Annotated in this window: 18 protein-coding genes; 10 read left to right on the top strand and 8 right to left on the bottom strand. The window is 61.3% G+C overall.

The window, feature by feature from the left end; translation table 11 throughout:
• Window positions 1–29 precede the first annotated feature (29 nt).
• The gene (gene tldD / locus AC13CE_RS04560; protein ID WP_482971649.1) at window positions 30–1457 is read right to left on the bottom strand and encodes a metalloprotease TldD; all 1428 of its coding nucleotides are present in this window, start codon (window positions 1455–1457) and stop codon (window positions 30–32) included.
• Window positions 1458–1496: 39 nt separating this feature from the next.
• Window positions 1497–1757, bottom strand: a complete 261-nt coding sequence (locus tag AC13CE_RS04565; protein ID WP_473822762.1) for a zinc-finger domain-containing protein — start codon at window positions 1755–1757, stop codon at window positions 1497–1499.
• Window positions 1758–1810: 53 nt separating this feature from the next.
• Between AC13CE_RS04565 and AC13CE_RS04570 the strand changes: the two genes are divergently transcribed.
• Complete coding sequence (locus AC13CE_RS04570; protein WP_482971650.1) at window positions 1811–2749, top strand: ABC transporter ATP-binding protein; 939 nt, start codon at window positions 1811–1813, stop codon at window positions 2747–2749.
• An 18-nt stretch (window positions 2750–2767) separates the two neighbouring features.
• Here AC13CE_RS04570 and AC13CE_RS04575 read toward each other — a convergent pair whose 3' ends face one another.
• The gene (locus tag AC13CE_RS04575) at window positions 2768–2956 is read right to left on the bottom strand and encodes a hypothetical protein (protein WP_160728558.1); all 189 of its coding nucleotides are present in this window, start codon (window positions 2954–2956) and stop codon (window positions 2768–2770) included.
• A gap of 139 nt (window positions 2957–3095) precedes the next feature.
• On the opposite strand from AC13CE_RS04575, the gene nadB reads away from it, so the two are divergent.
• Window positions 3096–4679 (top strand): L-aspartate oxidase, encoded by a 1584-nt coding sequence (nadB, locus tag AC13CE_RS04580; protein WP_482971651.1) that lies wholly within the window; start codon window positions 3096–3098, stop codon window positions 4677–4679.
• Window positions 4680–4707: 28 nt separating this feature from the next.
• Here the strand turns inward: nadB and AC13CE_RS04585 are convergent, their stop codons facing one another.
• Window positions 4708–5082, bottom strand: a complete 375-nt coding sequence (locus tag AC13CE_RS04585; RefSeq protein WP_482971652.1) for a PilZ domain-containing protein — start codon at window positions 5080–5082, stop codon at window positions 4708–4710.
• A 241-nt stretch (window positions 5083–5323) separates the two neighbouring features.
• Between AC13CE_RS04585 and AC13CE_RS04590 the strand changes: the two genes are divergently transcribed.
• The 5 genes from AC13CE_RS04590 (at window position 5324) to AC13CE_RS04610 (ending at window position 11516) form a co-directional block, all read left to right on the top strand.
• Window positions 5324–6214: an alpha/beta fold hydrolase gene (locus AC13CE_RS04590; protein WP_482971653.1), complete on the top strand. Its 891-nt coding sequence runs from the start codon at window positions 5324–5326 to the stop codon at window positions 6212–6214.
• A 375-nt stretch (window positions 6215–6589) separates the two neighbouring features.
• Window positions 6590–7096, top strand: a complete 507-nt coding sequence (locus tag AC13CE_RS04595) for a TonB family protein (RefSeq protein ID WP_482971654.1) — start codon at window positions 6590–6592, stop codon at window positions 7094–7096.
• Between the two features lie 586 nt (window positions 7097–7682).
• Entirely contained in the window at window positions 7683–9722 is a 2040-nt protein-coding gene (locus AC13CE_RS04600) for a ribonucleoside-diphosphate reductase subunit alpha (protein ID WP_482971655.1), read from the top strand.
• A gap of 75 nt (window positions 9723–9797) precedes the next feature.
• Window positions 9798–10856 carry a ribonucleotide-diphosphate reductase subunit beta gene (locus AC13CE_RS04605; RefSeq protein ID WP_482971656.1) on the top strand — a complete coding sequence of 353 codons (1059 nt, stop codon included), beginning with the start codon at window positions 9798–9800 and terminating at the stop codon, window positions 10854–10856.
• A 36-nt stretch (window positions 10857–10892) separates the two neighbouring features.
• The gene (locus tag AC13CE_RS04610; RefSeq protein WP_482971657.1) at window positions 10893–11516 is read left to right on the top strand and encodes a DUF4145 domain-containing protein; all 624 of its coding nucleotides are present in this window, start codon (window positions 10893–10895) and stop codon (window positions 11514–11516) included.
• A gap of 30 nt (window positions 11517–11546) precedes the next feature.
• Here the strand turns inward: AC13CE_RS04610 and AC13CE_RS04615 are convergent, their stop codons facing one another.
• From AC13CE_RS04615 to AC13CE_RS04625, 3 genes are all read right to left on the bottom strand, one after another.
• The gene (locus AC13CE_RS04615; protein WP_482971658.1) at window positions 11547–12113 is read right to left on the bottom strand and encodes a hypothetical protein; all 567 of its coding nucleotides are present in this window, start codon (window positions 12111–12113) and stop codon (window positions 11547–11549) included.
• Between the two features lie 3 nt (window positions 12114–12116).
• Window positions 12117–12320 carry a hypothetical protein gene (locus AC13CE_RS04620; RefSeq protein WP_482971659.1) on the bottom strand — a complete coding sequence of 68 codons (204 nt, stop codon included), beginning with the start codon at window positions 12318–12320 and terminating at the stop codon, window positions 12117–12119.
• A gap of 311 nt (window positions 12321–12631) precedes the next feature.
• A complete protein-coding gene (locus AC13CE_RS04625; protein ID WP_482971660.1) occupies window positions 12632–13129 on the bottom strand; it encodes a thermonuclease family protein in 498 nt (165 codons plus the stop codon).
• A 161-nt stretch (window positions 13130–13290) separates the two neighbouring features.
• Here AC13CE_RS04625 and AC13CE_RS04630 point away from each other — a divergent pair, with 161 nt between their 5' ends.
• Both AC13CE_RS04630 and AC13CE_RS04635 read left to right on the top strand, forming a co-directional pair.
• Window positions 13291–13836: a nuclear transport factor 2 family protein gene (locus tag AC13CE_RS04630; RefSeq protein WP_482971661.1), complete on the top strand. Its 546-nt coding sequence runs from the start codon at window positions 13291–13293 to the stop codon at window positions 13834–13836.
• A gap of 155 nt (window positions 13837–13991) precedes the next feature.
• On the top strand, window positions 13992–14141 hold the full coding sequence (locus tag AC13CE_RS04635; protein ID WP_482971662.1) for a hypothetical protein: 150 nt from the start codon (window positions 13992–13994) through the stop codon (window positions 14139–14141).
• Between the two features lie 449 nt (window positions 14142–14590).
• On the opposite strand, the gene AC13CE_RS04640 is transcribed toward AC13CE_RS04635, so the two are convergent.
• Entirely contained in the window at window positions 14591–15214 is a 624-nt protein-coding gene (locus AC13CE_RS04640) for a hypothetical protein (protein ID WP_482971663.1), read from the bottom strand.
• Window positions 15215–15318: 104 nt separating this feature from the next.
• On the opposite strand from AC13CE_RS04640, the gene AC13CE_RS04645 reads away from it, so the two are divergent.
• Window positions 15319–15621: a hypothetical protein gene (locus AC13CE_RS04645; RefSeq protein WP_482971664.1), complete on the top strand. Its 303-nt coding sequence runs from the start codon at window positions 15319–15321 to the stop codon at window positions 15619–15621.
• Window positions 15622–15647 lie beyond the last annotated feature (26 nt).

Here is a 15647-nt window from a genome sequence, read left to right on the forward strand (position 1 = left end):
GAACGCACGCTGACTCGCGTTAATGGCGGCTAGCCCGTGCCGCCTACTGTAATTCCATCGATCAGCAGCGTGGGCTGGCCGACGCCTGCAGGCACGCTTTGCCCGCCCTTGCCGCAGATCCCGATCCCTTCGTCCAGTGTCATGTCGTTGCCGATGCCCGTGACGCGGGTGAGCACGCTGGGGCCGTCCCCGATCAGCGTGGCGCCCTTGATCGGCGCGACGACTTGGCCCTTTTCCACCTTGTAAGCCTCGGTGCAGGCGAAGACGAACTTGCCGCTGGTAATATCCACCTGCCCGCCGCCGAAACTGGTGGCGTAGATGCCGTCCTCGACTCGGCTGAGCAGTTCGGCGGGGTCATCGCCGCCGCTCTGCATGAAGGTATTGGTCATGCGCGGCATGGGCGCGTGCTGGTAGTTTTCACGGCGTCCGTTTCCGGTCGCCTCGACACCCATCAGCCGCGCATTGAGGCGGTCCTGCATATAGCCCTTGAGAATGCCGTCCTCGATCAGCACCGTTTCACGCGTCGGCGTGCCTTCATCGTCGATGGACAGCGAACCGCGCCTCTCCGCCATGCTGCCATCGTCGATCACGGTCACGCCGGGCGCCGCCACACGTTCGCCGAGGCGGCCCGAAAAGGCGCTGGTACCCTTGCGGTTGAAATCCCCTTCGAGCCCGTGCCCCACCGCTTCGTGAAGCAGGACGCCGGGCCAGCCGGGGCCGAGCAGAACGGTCTTCTCGCCTGCAGGCGCGGCCACGCTTTCGAGATTGACCAAGGCCTGCCTGACCGCTTCGTCGATCGCGCGCATCCACGCGCCCTCGTCGAACAGCCGGTCATAGAGATAGCGTCCGCCCAGACCGAAGAAGCCGGTTTCGCGGCGACCGTTCTGTTCCGCGACGACCTGGATGTTGAGGCGGACCAGCGGCCGGATGTCGCGCGCGATATGCCCGTCGGGCCGGACGATCTCGACGACGCTCCAGTTCGCCAGCAGACTGGCGGAAACCTGCGCAACGCGGGGATCCTTGGCGCGGGCAACGGCATCGATCTTTTCCAGCAATGCGACCTTCTCCTCGAACGGGACGAGGTCGAGCGGGCAAAGGTCGGTATAGAGATGGCGGTTAGTCCGCTCGGGCGGCGCGGCGAGCGGGCTGGTGGTCGCATCGAGCAATTGCAGTGTTTCGCCCGCGCGGCGGATGGCGGCCGCGCTGATCTCGTTTGCGTGAGCAAAGCCGGTGGTCTCACCCGATACCCCGCGCAGGCCGAAGCCCGAATCGCGGGAATAATCTGCAGTTTTCAGCCTGCCGTCGTCGAAACCGAAGGCTTCGGATGCGATGAACTGCATGTAGAGCTCGCCATCATCGCAGGACGACAGAAGCTGCTGCGTCAGCGACTGCGCCTCTTCGGGCGAGAGCTTGTTTCCGTATACGAGTGAGAGAGGGTCGGTCAGCGGTTCTGTCATGCTTCCCATGTAGGGAGGCCCGCACCGATTGGCGAGGGGCTAGGGGTGGCCCGGATCGCCGCCTTCGGAAATGTCCATTAGCTGCGACTGGTCGACCCCGTCCGCAGGCCCCCCTTCGAGCACGAAGCGGCGATCGCAATAACCGCAATCGACATAGCCATGCTCGTCGATCTGGAGATAGACCTTGGGGTGGCCCAGCGCAGCAGGCTTGTAGTTCCTGCCGCTGCGGATGTCGGTCGCGCCATCGCACCATACGCGCCGCGTGGTGACCTTGGACACTTCGGGAGGAGGCAAACTCATGAAAGGGCCGATAATGGGTTTTTCTGTGCGCCTCAAGCGCCTAGGGCACAGTGATGACCACACCGTCTGCAATTTCCATCGACAATCTCGTCAAACGCTATGCCCCCAGCGGGCCGGGGGACGAAGGCAAGCTGGCGCTCAAGGGTGTCAGTTTCGACGTGCCGCAGGGCGGCGTGTTCGGATTGCTCGGACCCAACGGTGCCGGCAAATCGACAATCATCAACATATTGGCCGGTCTGGTGCGCAAGACCAGTGGTAGTGCGGAAATCTGGGGTTTCGACATCGACGCCAATCCCCGCAACGCCAAGCGTGCTATCGGGATCGTTCCGCAGGAAATCGTCTTCGACCCCTTCTTCACTCCGTTCGAAGTGCTGGAGAACCAGGGCGGCTTTTACGGCATTTCGAAGAAGGACCGGCGCAGCGAGGACCTGCTTGCCGCCGTCCACCTATCGGACAAGCGCGATGCCTATGCGCGCACCCTGTCGGGCGGGATGAAGCGCCGCCTGCTGATTGCCAAGGCGATGGTGCATTCGCCGCCAATTCTCGTGCTCGACGAACCGACTGCAGGGGTGGATGTGGAATTGCGCCGCCAGCTGTGGGAATTGGTGCAGGAACTGAATGCCGAGGGAGTGACCGTGGTGCTGACCACCCATTACCTCGAAGAAGCGGAGCAACTATGCGACCGCATTGCCATCATCAACCACGGCGAACTGATCGCCAACAAGCCGACCCGCGAACTGGTGGGTATGGCACGCGAGAAGATCGTTTCGGTCAGCGTCGACAAGGATCTGGGCGGTCCGATCATGGAAGAAGCCTTCCTCAAGGCCGAAGTCGTCGATCCGCGCCGGCTCGACATCACCTATGATCGCGACAAGGCCAGCGCAGGACAGGTCCTCGCGCTGGTCCAGAGCCATGGTTACGGGATTGAAGACGTCACCACCCGCGAGGCCGACCTCGAGGATGTGTTCGTGCAACTCACCGGCGCGGGCTGAACCGCGCCGGGAAACTGATCAGCCGAAGCTGCGCGGCCCGAGGCCGGCATCCTTTACGCGGAGCACGTCCCAGACGTGCGGCTCGATTTCCTCCATCGGAGTCCTGCAGCACCGGCATTTGCCGACATGCATGCCGCCAGCCTTGCGCATGTTGGCATGATCGACCGAGTGGCGCCCGAAAGCGCAGGCGAGTAGACCCATTTTCATTATTTGCGACCCTCCAAGTCCCGAAATTCAAAGCCCCTGTCGAGTCGTTCCATAGCCAGCTTGTGGTCGCCGTTAACCTCGTTTTCGGCGAATCGTTCTCTACTTGCCGCGTGGTGATTGCATGGGCATGAGACAGCCTATGACAGAAGTTCATGACGTCCTTGTTATCGGATCCGGCGCCGCTGGCCTTACCGCCGCGTTGGCGCTGGCCGAAACGCGAAAAGTACTCGTATTGGCGAAGGGCCAGCTCACGAGCGGATCGACCGCCTGGGCACAGGGCGGAATCGCCGCAGTTCTCGATACGGGCGATACTTTCGAGAACCATATCCGCGACACGATGGTGGCGGGCGCGGGGCTCAACGATCTCGAGACGGTGGAATTCGTCATCGAACGCGCGCCCGCCGCGATCGACCGGCTGTGCGAACTCGGCGTCCCGTTCAACCGCGAGGAAAATGCCCTGCATCTCACGCGCGAAGGGGGGCATTCGCACAGGCGGATCGTCCATGTGAACGATGCGACCGGCTGGGCGGTGCAGGCAGCACTGCTCAAGGCGGCGGAGGAAAATCCGAACATCACCCTCCTTCCGAACCAGAGCTGCATCGATCTCATCACCGGGCGCAACCAGGAGGAATATTCGGGCTCGGGGCGAGTTTGGGGCGCCTATGCGCTGGATGCGGAAAGCGGCAAGGTCGTCACCCATGTCGCGCGGGCCACTATCCTGGCCGCGGGGGGCGCAGGCCGCGTCTATCTCTTCTCCACTGCACCACGCGGAGCGACGGGGGATGGGATCGCCATGGCCTGGCGCGCGGGCGCGCGCGTGTCGAACATGGAAATGATGCAGTTCCACCCGACCTGCCTCTACAACCTCGAGGTCAAGAATTTCCTCATCACCGAGGCGGTCCGGGGCGAAGGCGGGCGGCTGTACAATCCCGCCACCGGCGAGCGCTACATGGCGGGCTATGACGCGGAGCGGATGGAACTCGCCCCGCGCGACATTGTGGCACGCGCGAATGACGACCAGATCAAGCGCCACGGCCTCGATTACGTTCATCTCGACATCAGCCACCAGCCCCCCGAATTCGTCCGGCAGCATTTTCCCACCATTCACGAAAAACTGCTTGGACTCGGTATCGATATGACCAGGGAGCCGATCCCGGTCGTTCCTGCGCAGCATTATACCTGCGGCGGGATCAAGATCGGGCTCGACGCGAAGACCGATCTTCCTGGGCTCTGGGCGGCGGGCGAGTGCACGGAGAGCGGCCTTCATGGCGCCAACCGTCTCGCTTCCAACTCTCTGCTCGAATGCTTCGTGTTCGGCGAAGCGGCGGCGAAGGATATTCTGGAATGCTGGGACCAGCTCGACGATCCGCCCGAAATCCGGCCATGGGACGAAAGTCGCGTGACCGATTCAGACGAGGAAGTGGTCATCAAGCAGAACTGGACCGAAATCCGCCGCTTCATGTGGAACTATGTTGGCATCGTGCGCACGACCAAGCGGCTGGAGCGCGCGGCGCACCGGATCCGCCTGCTGCGCGAGGAGGTCGAGGATTACTACGGGCACTTCCGCGTGACGACCGACCTTATCGAACTGCGCAACCTGCTCGAATGCGCCGGTCTGATCGTCAACAGCGCTCTCAAGCGCCGCGAAAGCCGGGGGCTGCACTATATAATGGACTACCCGGAAACCGACCCCATTGCGCACGACACTGTGCTCATCCCGTAAGGGACCGAACTGCTCGCTTGTAACAAACTCAGCGGTTCGCAGGTTCGGGAAGATTCGAGGCTTTCAACGGGGGGAGCCTGCGCCCGAACGTATCGAGCGTGACGAACTCGTCCTCCGCTCCGGGGTCGTCGAAAGTGAAATACTTCACGGCCGCATCGGAAAGCTGTTCGCTGAATTCCATCCCGAGATCGCCGCCTTTCGCCCAGCGAACGGTCCCCGAGATGTCGAGGCCGGAAATCAGCGTGAGCTGCAATTCGCTACCGATCGGTATCTGTTGTTCGATGCCGCTCAACCGGCAACCAGCGGGCGAAAGGTCGCGGAGCGTGACTCGCGACGTTTCGTGCCCCGCGCGGCTAAGCACGTCGGCGTTCACGTCAAATCTTTTGGACAGGCGCTTGTCCATGTTTAGTTCGGTCTCCAATCCAGAACTGACGGTGGCAGAGCGGCTCCGAGAGATATTGTAGAATCCCGCCAAGGGTTAACCGGGCGCAAGAATTGCACGGGGCTGGACCGGTCCTCGTCGATGCAACGATCGCGACTTTCGATTTGCCAAGGCGCCACGCTGCGGATGCCCTTGCAGCTCCCGCTGGACAGGGGCTGGTCTTTACGGTCAATTGCGATCCTTGCACGACAGGAGGGGAACAATGCCGAAGGTAGTCGCGAACGGGATCGAGATTCATTACGAAGAACACGGGGATTCCGGCGATCCAGCGATGCTGCTTATCATGGGTTTCGGGGCGCAGTTGACGCTCTGGCCAGACGAGTTGGTAGAGGCGCTCGTCTCGCGCGGCTTTCGCGTCATTCGCTACGACAACCGCGATATCGGCCTCAGTCACAAATTCGATGGAGTGAGGGCGCCCGGCATCGTCAGGATGACCCTCATGTCCAAACTCGGCCTCACTCCGCGCGTGCCCTACACCCTGCGGGACATGGCTGCCGATGCCATCGGCCTGCTTGATGCGCTGGATATCGACCGCGCGCACATCGTCGGTGCGAGCATGGGCGGAATGATCGCGCAGCACGTGGCGGCCAACTATGCCGAACGCTGCCTCAGTTTCACCCAGATTTTCTCGACCACCGGCAATCCCAGGCTGCCGCAGGCCCGCAAGGAAGCCCTTGAAGCTCTCGTGACGCGTCCGAAGAGCGATGCCGAAGAGGTACTTGTCGAGCACGGCATCATGCTGGCGCGCACGATCGGCTCGCCGGGCTATCCTTCCCCGGAAGAGCGTCTGCGCGAACGCACGCTGTCAAATCTGCGTCGCAGCTTCTATCCCGAAGGTCCCACGCGCCACCTATCCGCAATCGTAGCCGATGGTGATCGCAGTGCGATGCTACGGAAAATCACCGTTCCCACACTTGTGCTTCATGGTGAAGACGACCCTCTCGTGCCTTGCGAGGGCGGCCGCGACACCGCTGCCTGTATCCCGGGTGCGAAACTCAAAACGATTCCGGGCTGGGGTCACGATTTGCCGCTGGAACTGGTGGAGATTCTGTCCGGCGAAATCACCTCTCACGCCCGGAATGCGACGAACTGACGAAGGCGTTCGACGAAGGACAATCGCGATCGACGAACAGGACGAATGTCGGGTGCCATTTAAGTGCGAGTCTGTTGCGCGATCGTGGCTTTCCCGAAGCGCGCGCAGGAATAATCGCACCTTCCCGATCGAAAGGAATTACTCGAAAAAGACGTAATATTCCCAATTTGTAGCCTTACGACGCATATTTCTGCGTAGTTTGACAACGCCGTTTCACGGGCGCATCACTTCTTGCAACAGCTCCGATCCCGCAGTCGGCGTTGTTTGATCGACCACTGACCGTCTTCGCTTAGATCATAAATGGGCTGTCGCGATCACTGCGTAACTCTCTGCGGCCGATCATTCGCTTTTCGTTTCGAAAAAAGGATGATCACAATGTACAAAATCCTCGCACTTGCACTCGCCACTGCGGTTTCGGCAGCCCTGCTCGCTGAGCCGGTTCTTTCCCAGAACATCGTCGTCACGCCCGATACCCAGCACCGGGAATTCGTCGAGACGGTCTCGCGCGATCTGGACCGGCAACTTTCGGTGGCTGCGCGGCTGGGCGATGCGCCGAATGGCGAAGGTATCTCTATCGTCCGGTTCACCCGCGATAACGATGGCGATGCTGCCAATGTGAAGCTCTATCGGGCTTCCGGCAAACGCGGTTTCGACCGGATCGCCATGAAGGCCGTTAGCCGTCTGCGCTCGCTGGATAGCGCTCCGCCGAGCGTGGACCGGGACCAGATGTACCAGGCGAATATCATCTTCGCCGAAAACAGATGGAGTGCCGACAGGCTGAGACAACAGCTGGCAGCCGAGGAGGCGGCCAGAATGGCTTTCGGACCATCCGAACGAATGGTTCTCGCCTTCGGTAGCGCCGGAACCCGTCCCACTTCCTGACCGGTGCTCCCCTTCCCGGCCAGTAGTCCCGACCGGGAACGCCCTGGCGTCGCACCCCGTTCTGCGGGAAGGGTGCGCCGCCGGGGTTCGTCGAGTCGAGACCGGGCTGCACTGCGAAAGGTCGGGAAAGGAAAGAAAATTTCCCACCGCTTTTCGAATGAATCGCAAGCCGGTCACACAATCTTTGCCCGCAAAATTTTTTCACCCGATGCGATTTTGGTCTTGCGATTTCGCAAAGCCAGCTTGGTCCACGCGTCGCTGCATTGCATCATCGGCACGGACCCGAACCAGCCCCCTTCCGGCGCGTTAAATTTTCATTGACCCTCTTGCGCCGGAGTCCGCTCTGATTCAGTATCTAGTGGTCGGTCGCCTGGGGGTACCTACAAGACCTAGCGATAACGCTTCCGCTCCCCATATAGGAGAAGACGCGAATTCGCCCCGGTCTGTGGAGAAACAGGGGAGAAGTTTTCACCCCGCCCCACGGCTTTCGGTGCTAGGCGGGAAGGGCTCTCGCCGACTCGAACACATAGCGAACGGACGGCAGCACGATCCTGCCGCAGTCGCACAGGCAAACGGTGGGGACACGATGGATTTCAAAGGCGGAGACGAAACGGCGATGGGACTGGACATGGATACTCAGGACACTGTCGAAGATGCCGCTCCCACCGAGACGAAGAAGCCGGAAAAGGCAGTCAGCATGAAAAGCCAGGACAAGGGCAGCGAGCAGCTCGTCGCCGAAAAGGCGGGTGAAGCGATGGCCGGTGCCATGGCCGAAGTCGCCAAGGCGTCCGTCAAGGAAGACAGCAAGAAAGTCCTCGATCGCCGTTTCGACGTGCAGATCGACACCAGCCGGGATGATCTGCTGACCGCCTTCGGCAAGGAAACGCTGGAAGACCGTTACCTGCTGCCCGGAGAAAGCTATCAGGACCTATTCGCCCGCGTCGCCGATGCTTTCGCCGACGATGCCGAGCATGCGCAGCGTCTGTACGATTACATTTCCAAACTGTGGTTCATGCCCGCCACGCCCGTGCTTTCCAACGGCGGCACCCAGCGCGGCCTGCCGATCTCCTGCTATCTCAACAGCGTGGAAGACAGCCTCGACGGGATCGTCAACACCTGGAACGAAAACGTCTGGCTTGCGTCCAAGGGTGGCGGCATCGGCACCTATTGGGGCAATGTGCGCGGCATCGGCGAACCGGTCGGCCTCAACGGCAAGACCAGCGGCATCATTCCCTTCGTGCGCGTGATGGACAGCCTGACGCTGGCGATCTCCCAGGGTTCGCTGCGGCGCGGCTCGGCCGCCTGCTACATCGATGTCTCGCACCCCGAGATCGAGGAATTCCTCGAGATCCGCAAACCTTCGGGCGATTTCAACCGCAAGGCGCTGAACCTGCATCACGGCGTGCTGGTGACCGACGCTTTCATGGAAGCGGTGCGCGCGGGCGAGGAATTCGACCTCGTCTCTCCGCGTGACGGCAGCGTTCGCAAGACGGTGGATGCGCGCAGCCTGTTCCAGAAGCTGGTCGAGACCCGCCTTGCCACGGGCGAGCCCTATATCGTCTTCTCCGACACGGTGAACCGGATGATGCCCAAGCATCACCGCGATCTGGGCCTCAAGGTCTCGACCTCGAACCTGTGCGCCGAGATCACCCTGCCGACGGGCATCGACCACCTCGGCAACGATCGCACGGCGGTCTGCTGCCTGTCCTCGCTCAACATCGAGAAGTGGGACGAGTGGAACGAGGACAAGCAGTTCATCGAGGACGTCATGCGCTTCCTCGACAACGTGCTGCAGAACTATATCGACCGCGCGCCCGACGAGATGGCCCGCGCGAAATATTCCGCCACGCGCGAACGCAGCGTCGGGCTGGGTGTGATGGGCTTCCACTCCTTCCTCCAGCAGAAGGGCATCGGCTTCGAAAGCCCGATGGCCAAGGTTTGGAACCTGAAGATGTTCAAGCACATCCAGGGCAAGGCGTCCGAAGCATCGATGATGCTCGCCAAAGAGCGTGGACCGTGCCCGGATGCCGCCGAAATGGGCGCGATGGAGCGGTTCAGCTGCAAGATGGCGATCGCGCCGACCGCGTCGATCAGCATCATCTGCGGCGGCACCAGCGCCTGCATCGAGCCGATCCCGGCCAATATCTACACCCACAAGACGCTTTCGGGCAGCTTCGTGGTGAAGAACCCCTATCTGGAAAAGATCCTCGACAAGAAGAGCAAGAATTCGACCGCGGTCTGGAACTCGATCCTGGAAAAGGGCGGCAGCGTCCAGCACCTCGATTTCCTGACGCCGGAAGAGAAGGCGACCTTCAAAACCAGCTTCGAGATCGACCAGCGCTGGCTGCTCGAATTCGCGGCCGACCGCGCGCCCTATATCGACCAGGCGCAGTCGCTGAACCTGTTCATCCCGGCCGATGTCGACAAGTGGGACCTGATGATGCTGCACTTCCAGGCGTGGGAGAAGGGCATCAAGTCGCTCTATTACCTCCGCTCCAAGAGCGTGCAGCGCGCCGGTTTCGCCGGCGGGGTGGAAGCGGACAACACCGCCGACGCCGCCAAGTACGAACTGGCCGCAGGTGCTGGAGAACAGACCGATTACGAAGAATGCCTCGCCTGCCAGTAATGGCCGGTGCCGCTCGCCTTGCATATAACGGGCCGGGGCAACCCCGCCTGACTGGAATTTCCGGAGACTGATACGATGTCGTTGCTCGAAGCCCGCAAGACCTACAAGCCATTCGAATACCCCTGGGCATACGACTTCTGGAAGCGCCAGCAGCAGATCCATTGGATGCCGGAAGAAGTGCCGCTGGGCGAGGATTGCCGCGACTGGGCGCAGAAGCTGACCGAGCACGAGCGCAACCTGCTCACGCAGATCTTCCGCTTCTTCACCCAGGCCGATGTCGAGGTGCAGGATTGCTATCACGACAAATACGGCCGCGTGTTCAAGCCGACCGAGATCAAGATGATGCTCACCGCCTTTTCCAACATGGAAACGGTGCACATCGCGGCCTACAGCCACCTGCTCGACACGATCGGCATGCCCGAAAGCGAATACAGTGCCTTCCTCGAATATGAGGAAATGAACGACAAGCACAATTACATGCAGCAGTTCGGCGTCGACAACGATGAAGACATCGCGCGCACGCTGGCCATGTTCGGCGCCTTCACCGAAGGCATGCAGCTGTTCGCCAGCTTCGCCATGCTGATGAACTTCCCGCGCTTCAACAAGATGAAGGGCATGGGCCAGATCGTCAGCTGGTCGGTGCGCGATGAAAGCCTGCACTGCGAGGGCATCATCCGCATGTTCCACGAATTCGTGCGCGAGCGGGATTGCCTGACCAAGGCGGTCAAGGAAGACATCATCGACATCTGCCAGAAGACGGTGCGGCTGGAGGACAACTTCATCGACCTCGCCTTCGAAATGGGCCCGGTGTCCGGCATGACGCCCAAGGATATCAAGAAGTATATCCGCTATATCGCCGACTGGCGGCTGGGCCAGCTCAACCTCGATCCGATCTACATGGTCGACGATCACCCGCTGCCCTGGCTCGCCCCGCTGCTGAACGGGGTGGAGCACGCCAACTTCTTCGAACAGCGCGCCACCGAATATTCCAAGGGCGCGACCAAGGGCGAATGGAACGACGTGTGGTCGAGCTTCGACAAGCGCCGCACCGCCAAGGCCGCGAACGAGGAAGAGGCTGCGGACGACGGCCCGGGCCTGTTCGGCGAGAGTGAAGGGGCCGTGGCGGCGGAGTAGATGCCAACCCTATTCCGTAAAGACTGCCCGCATTGCTTGTCGAAGGCTGCAAGCTTCACATTTGTCCATCAGTGGTACGACAGAAGTGGCCAGCATGTCGCATACGGAACTGCTGTGTGTGGGGTCTGCAACAATGGGATAATTGTAAAAATCAGAAGGAAAGCCAATCAGGTTATTCCGAACCTTCCGGGCTCAAATCTAAATTTTCCTACCGACGATTTGCAGTTGGTTGAGACTTGGCCCTCCAGTGACATAGAAAAGCCGTCGGACGTTCCGCCAAATATTGATCACTACTATTCTCAAGGCATTATCAATTTGAAAGGCCGCCAGTGGGATGCGGCCGGCGCGATGTTCCGAAAATCCTTGGATGTTTCGACCAAATTTCTCGATCCTCAATCAAAAAATCTTACGCTTTTCCAAAGGATTGAAAAATTGGTGTCGAATGGTCTCTTGACGTCCGCAATAGGGGACTGGTCCCATGAAATTCGTATTGACGGTAACGGTTCAGTCCATGACGAGGAACCAGAAACGGAAGAAGACGCTCAAGCGATTCAGAAATTCACGGAGGCTTTCCTAAGATACGCGTTTACCTTGCCGAGTATGGTGGCGCAGAACCGTCAGAAAAGAACACCTGCAGTCGAACCTGACGCTCCCAAATGATATTTTCGCACGCTCACGTTCGGGGTACGGCTATCTCCACCGCCCCTTCGGCACAGCATAGCTATCTACCCGCCGCTCCGGCTTTTCGTGCCATTGCACATTGACCGCCCATAGGGTTGGAAAGAAATATAACGAGCCGTATTCGAGGTTCTCGTCGATCCATTGAGCGAGGATTTGCCAGTCGCCTTCCTTCTGCTGGGCATCCCAGAAATCGGGAATCACGATGCAGGCGGTCGCCCCCTTGTAGCCATCGGCATCGAGCATATCCCAGATATGCGCGGCTGCATTCGCTTCGTTCGATGCGCAATTATAGCCCGCCTTGCCTTCTGCCTGCAGCCGATTACCGAGCGCGTTCACTTCGGGTGAGCGATAGGCGCTACGGATGGTAATCCTGCCCCAGCGTTCCTGTATCGGTTCGAGCAATTCCTCGCAGAGCCGCGTGCCAACCTCGATGGCAAGGTCGGGATCGTTGGGCACGTTCAATAGCCCGTGGAATTGCGCGATCTCCGAATGCAGCATGTCACGCATGAAGAAATGCTTCGACAGCCGGACACGACCCAGCTTGTCGAGCGTCGAAACACTGGTTGGCTTGCGCATTGCTCAGCCGACCAACCGATAAGCGCCCCGGTCATCGACAAATTCCAGCACGCCCCGGTCGCGTAGTTGCTGGAGTTCGCGGCTCAGCGTCTGCGCAGGCGTCGCGCCTTGCGATCCGGTATCGGCAATGATCTGTTCGAGTTCTGCATCGACCAGCTCTTGCCTCGTAAACTCGCTCGTGCAGGTTTTCGCGCAATGCCGCCGCACAGCTTCTTCGACCGTTTCGGATCAATCCTTACCTGCCAAGACTTTACTCCCACCAAAATTGATCGGACTGTCGTGCGATGAAACCGCACCGCGCACAAGAGGCTGCCGTTGCGCAAGTTTGCGAATGGTGTGGTTCCGATCATGTTATCCAAGAGGCCGCACTTCGTTGGAATGTGTCGGATCAGAAGTGGACCATTGAAGTTTTACTGGATGCCTTTTGCGACAAGTGCGACACTAAAACGGAAGTCGAACCGATACCCTTGTAGCGACTGGATACTCCCATCTCGTAGTGGCTCTCCGGTTTTTACGCCCTAACACCAATCCCGCTTCTCGCCCCATCCGCCCCCTTCGGCCAGCCCGGCGTCGATCATGTGGTCCGCCAGCAAGTCATCCCCTCGCCGCGCTTCGCGTAGTTCGCGGCCATACTGGTCGCGGGGCGGCTCCGCGCCGCCGGTCCAGATGAAGCGGCCCTGCGCCAGCCAGCCGGACAGCGCATCGCGCGCCTCTATCGCCTTTGCGCGCTCAGCCTCGCAGGCGCCCTCAAGCTCGGGCGCGTCATAACCGGTCAGCCGCACGCGGCGCTGGCCGATCGCCAGCGTGTCGCCGTCGATCACGCAAGCCGCGCTTGCGCCTTCCCCGCAAATCCCGAAGCGCATATCCACCGCGCTTACCGGCGGCGGGGGTTGCAGCACGTCGCGCAGCAACAGCCACGCGCCCGCGACCAGCAACAGCACCACTATCCACCTCGCCCCGCCACGCCTCTTGCGCGGGCGAAATCCGGCTGGTTTGAAGCGTCCGCGTCTGCCCATCCCGCACGAAATGACGCGCCCGTCGCACGGGCGCAAGCGAAAGCCGGTCCCTGCACCCATGCTGCGGGCGGGCCGCAGGGCCAGACCGCGCAGCGTCTTCCATTGACCTCGATGTCGCTACCTGTATTAGTCTTGCAATACACATCGAGAGGATCGACCCAATGTTCAGTTTTCTTCTTCCCCTGCTTGCGCAGGCTGCCGCCCTCGAACCGGCTCCGGCGCCGATCCCCGATCTTGAAGAGCTTCGCGCAGAAATCGTCGCCAGGGATTCCGCCCTGTTCTGGGCTGCATTCGAAGATTGCGACCCGACCGCGCTGGAAGACCTGCTGACCGAAGATTTCCGGATGCTCCACGATCTGGCGGGGCTGGCGGTGACCGACCGCGCCAGCTTTATCGCCAGCCTCGAGGAGCAATGCACCGCTCGCGGTCCGGGGGGAGAGAACGAAGGCTATAGCAACCGCCGCCTGTCCGTCCCGGGCTCGCGGATCGTCCGCCCGCTCGGCGATTGGGGCGCGCTTGAGGAAGGTGCGCATATCTTCTTCGAATGGGGCGGTGCGGATCGCGGATGGGTGATGACCGGCGGCGCACGCTATATGCATGTATGGCGCTGGATGCCCCAGGAGGGGCGGTTACGTTTGACCGAAAGCCTGAGCTACGATCACGGTGCCGCCCCCGAATATCCACCCGCAGGCGCGCAGGTGCCCTGAAGCGGGCGGCGCGGCCGCCTCTTTCGCGCCTTTCCCGTCACTTGCCTCATTCCCCGCCCGTACTGGCGCAAGGCAGGAAACCGTAACGTCCTCCGTGGCTTGATCCGGTGTGGTCGGCATTTTTCCCGCACCACATTCCTTCAAAGGAGGAACCCATGGACCAGAAGAACCAGAAGCCCGGCCAGCCCCAGCAGGGCGACAAGAACCAGACCGACCGCGACCAGCAGCAGCGCCAGCAGAACGAAGGCGGCAAGCAGCAGCAGGGTGGCGGCCAGTCCGACCGCGAGCCGAACCAGAACAGGTAGGCTCATACCATAGCGCCACGCTAGTCGGCGCAATTCGGCGGCCGCTCCATATCGGGGCGGCCGCTGTCGTTCGTGGAGCGGATTTCCTACATCGACAAAATCTGCTCCATCCTTGCCGATGAAGCATTATTCGCCTCGCCAGCCGCGCTCCGGTCCCGTAACCAGCGGCGTGGGATATGGTGCCGGGAAAGCCGCATCGGCCCGCGGACGTGCCTTCCGCGAAAGTCACAGATATCGATGCCGGAAGGCGCCAGCGCCCGGTCCGGTTGCAGGCGGCACTATACCGCGGCCGCTTCACCGCAACATGGCGGAAATCCGGCGATTCTGCGCTGTTCGCCTATCTCGTCGCGCTTCGCCGCGGCTATCAGGCAACGGGCGGCGAATGGGGAAAGTCACGGGTTCGAAAACCCGATTATGCGTTCCACAACGGCGCGGCGGAACAGGCGGGTTTACCAGCCCCAGGCGGGTGGGGGCGCTTCCACCGGATCGCCCGCATCGAATTCCACGCGGAACAGGCGGGTGGGATCGTTGCGGCGGGTCAGCTGGTAGACATAGCGCGCATTGGCGGTACCCGCCGGATCGACCTCGACGCGCCAGACATTGGTGACCGACACGTCCAGCCCCTCGCGCTCGAACATGGCGATGGAATAGGCGTCGACGGGGAAATCCTGTACCCGCGCGGTGCCGGCGGACAGCGTATCGCCGCCATATTGGGTGACCGCGTCTTCGGTGCCGTCCTCGTGCCGGTGATCGTGCTTGAGGCGGAGGCCGTCGGCGGTGCGGGTGACCAACCAGGTGCGGCTCCGGTCCCAGCCGGAACCGTCGGCCGCTGCGACATGGAAGGCGATTGCCGTGCGCGTCTCGCTGCATTCCGCCCAATGCGCGATCATGCCGCGCCCGCGGAAATCGGCGTCGCGGCTGTCGCTACTGGCCAGTTCGCCGCGATAGGCATTGCCGCAATGGCTCTGCAACGCGGACCAGAACGACTCCTGCGAAGCGGGCAGCGCCGGTGCGTCGGGGGCGGAGGCGCAGCCGGTCAGGGCAAGCGCGGCGAGCAGGGGAAGGGTTCTCATATGCGCCACCCTAGCGCCTTTACCTCGTGGCGGAAGGGCCAAAGAACGGAACGGGCGCCATGGCGACTCATTGGTTGGGTAGGACACGAAGGAGAAACATCGCCATGACCGATCCCGTCCCCGACACCAAGGCTCCCAAGACCCGCTGGATGTGGGTGGGGGTCATCGCCCTGCTCGCCATCGCTTTCATCGGCTTCATGCTGTTCGGATCGCAGCAGGGCGACATCGAGAACATCCCCGATTATGCGACGACGACGCAGGAAGAGCGGCTGAACCAGGACTTGCCTCTGGCACCCAGTGATGACCTGCCCCCGGTTCGCGGCGCAGAAGGTGATAACACCGTCACAGCCGAAGGCGGCGAAGTCGAAGTGGTGGACTCGCCCGAAGCGAACGAAACGCCCGATTGACGCCAAAGGGCTTTCGCCGGTGAAAA

This window comes from Qipengyuania sp. B-5 (assembly GCF_056857815.1).

Coding starts and splice junctions, on each gene's coding strand:
- AC13CE_RS04575 (WP_160728558.1), bottom strand. CDS start 2,956: ATGAAAATGGGTCTACTCGCCTGCGCTTTCGGGCGCCACTCGGTCGAT.
- nadB (WP_482971651.1), top strand. CDS start 3,096: ATGACAGAAGTTCATGACGTCCTTGTTATCGGATCCGGCGCCGCTGGC.
- AC13CE_RS04600 (WP_482971655.1), top strand. CDS start 7,683: ATGGATTTCAAAGGCGGAGACGAAACGGCGATGGGACTGGACATGGAT.
- AC13CE_RS04640 (WP_482971663.1), bottom strand. CDS start 15,214: ATGAGAACCCTTCCCCTGCTCGCCGCGCTTGCCCTGACCGGCTGCGCC.
- AC13CE_RS04565 (WP_473822762.1), bottom strand. CDS start 1,757: ATGAGTTTGCCTCCTCCCGAAGTGTCCAAGGTCACCACGCGGCGCGTA.
- AC13CE_RS04645 (WP_482971664.1), top strand. CDS start 15,319: ATGACCGATCCCGTCCCCGACACCAAGGCTCCCAAGACCCGCTGGATG.
- tldD (WP_482971649.1), bottom strand. CDS start 1,457: ATGACAGAACCGCTGACCGACCCTCTCTCACTCGTATACGGAAACAAG.
- AC13CE_RS04630 (WP_482971661.1), top strand. CDS start 13,291: ATGTTCAGTTTTCTTCTTCCCCTGCTTGCGCAGGCTGCCGCCCTCGAA.
- AC13CE_RS04570 (WP_482971650.1), top strand. CDS start 1,811: ATGACCACACCGTCTGCAATTTCCATCGACAATCTCGTCAAACGCTAT.
- AC13CE_RS04590 (WP_482971653.1), top strand. CDS start 5,324: ATGCCGAAGGTAGTCGCGAACGGGATCGAGATTCATTACGAAGAACAC.
- AC13CE_RS04615 (WP_482971658.1), bottom strand. CDS start 12,113: ATGCGCAAGCCAACCAGTGTTTCGACGCTCGACAAGCTGGGTCGTGTC.
- AC13CE_RS04625 (WP_482971660.1), bottom strand. CDS start 13,129: ATGGGCAGACGCGGACGCTTCAAACCAGCCGGATTTCGCCCGCGCAAG.
- AC13CE_RS04635 (WP_482971662.1), top strand. CDS start 13,992: ATGGACCAGAAGAACCAGAAGCCCGGCCAGCCCCAGCAGGGCGACAAG.
- AC13CE_RS04605 (WP_482971656.1), top strand. CDS start 9,798: ATGTCGTTGCTCGAAGCCCGCAAGACCTACAAGCCATTCGAATACCCC.
- AC13CE_RS04595 (WP_482971654.1), top strand. CDS start 6,590: ATGTACAAAATCCTCGCACTTGCACTCGCCACTGCGGTTTCGGCAGCC.
- AC13CE_RS04585 (WP_482971652.1), bottom strand. CDS start 5,082: ATGGACAAGCGCCTGTCCAAAAGATTTGACGTGAACGCCGACGTGCTT.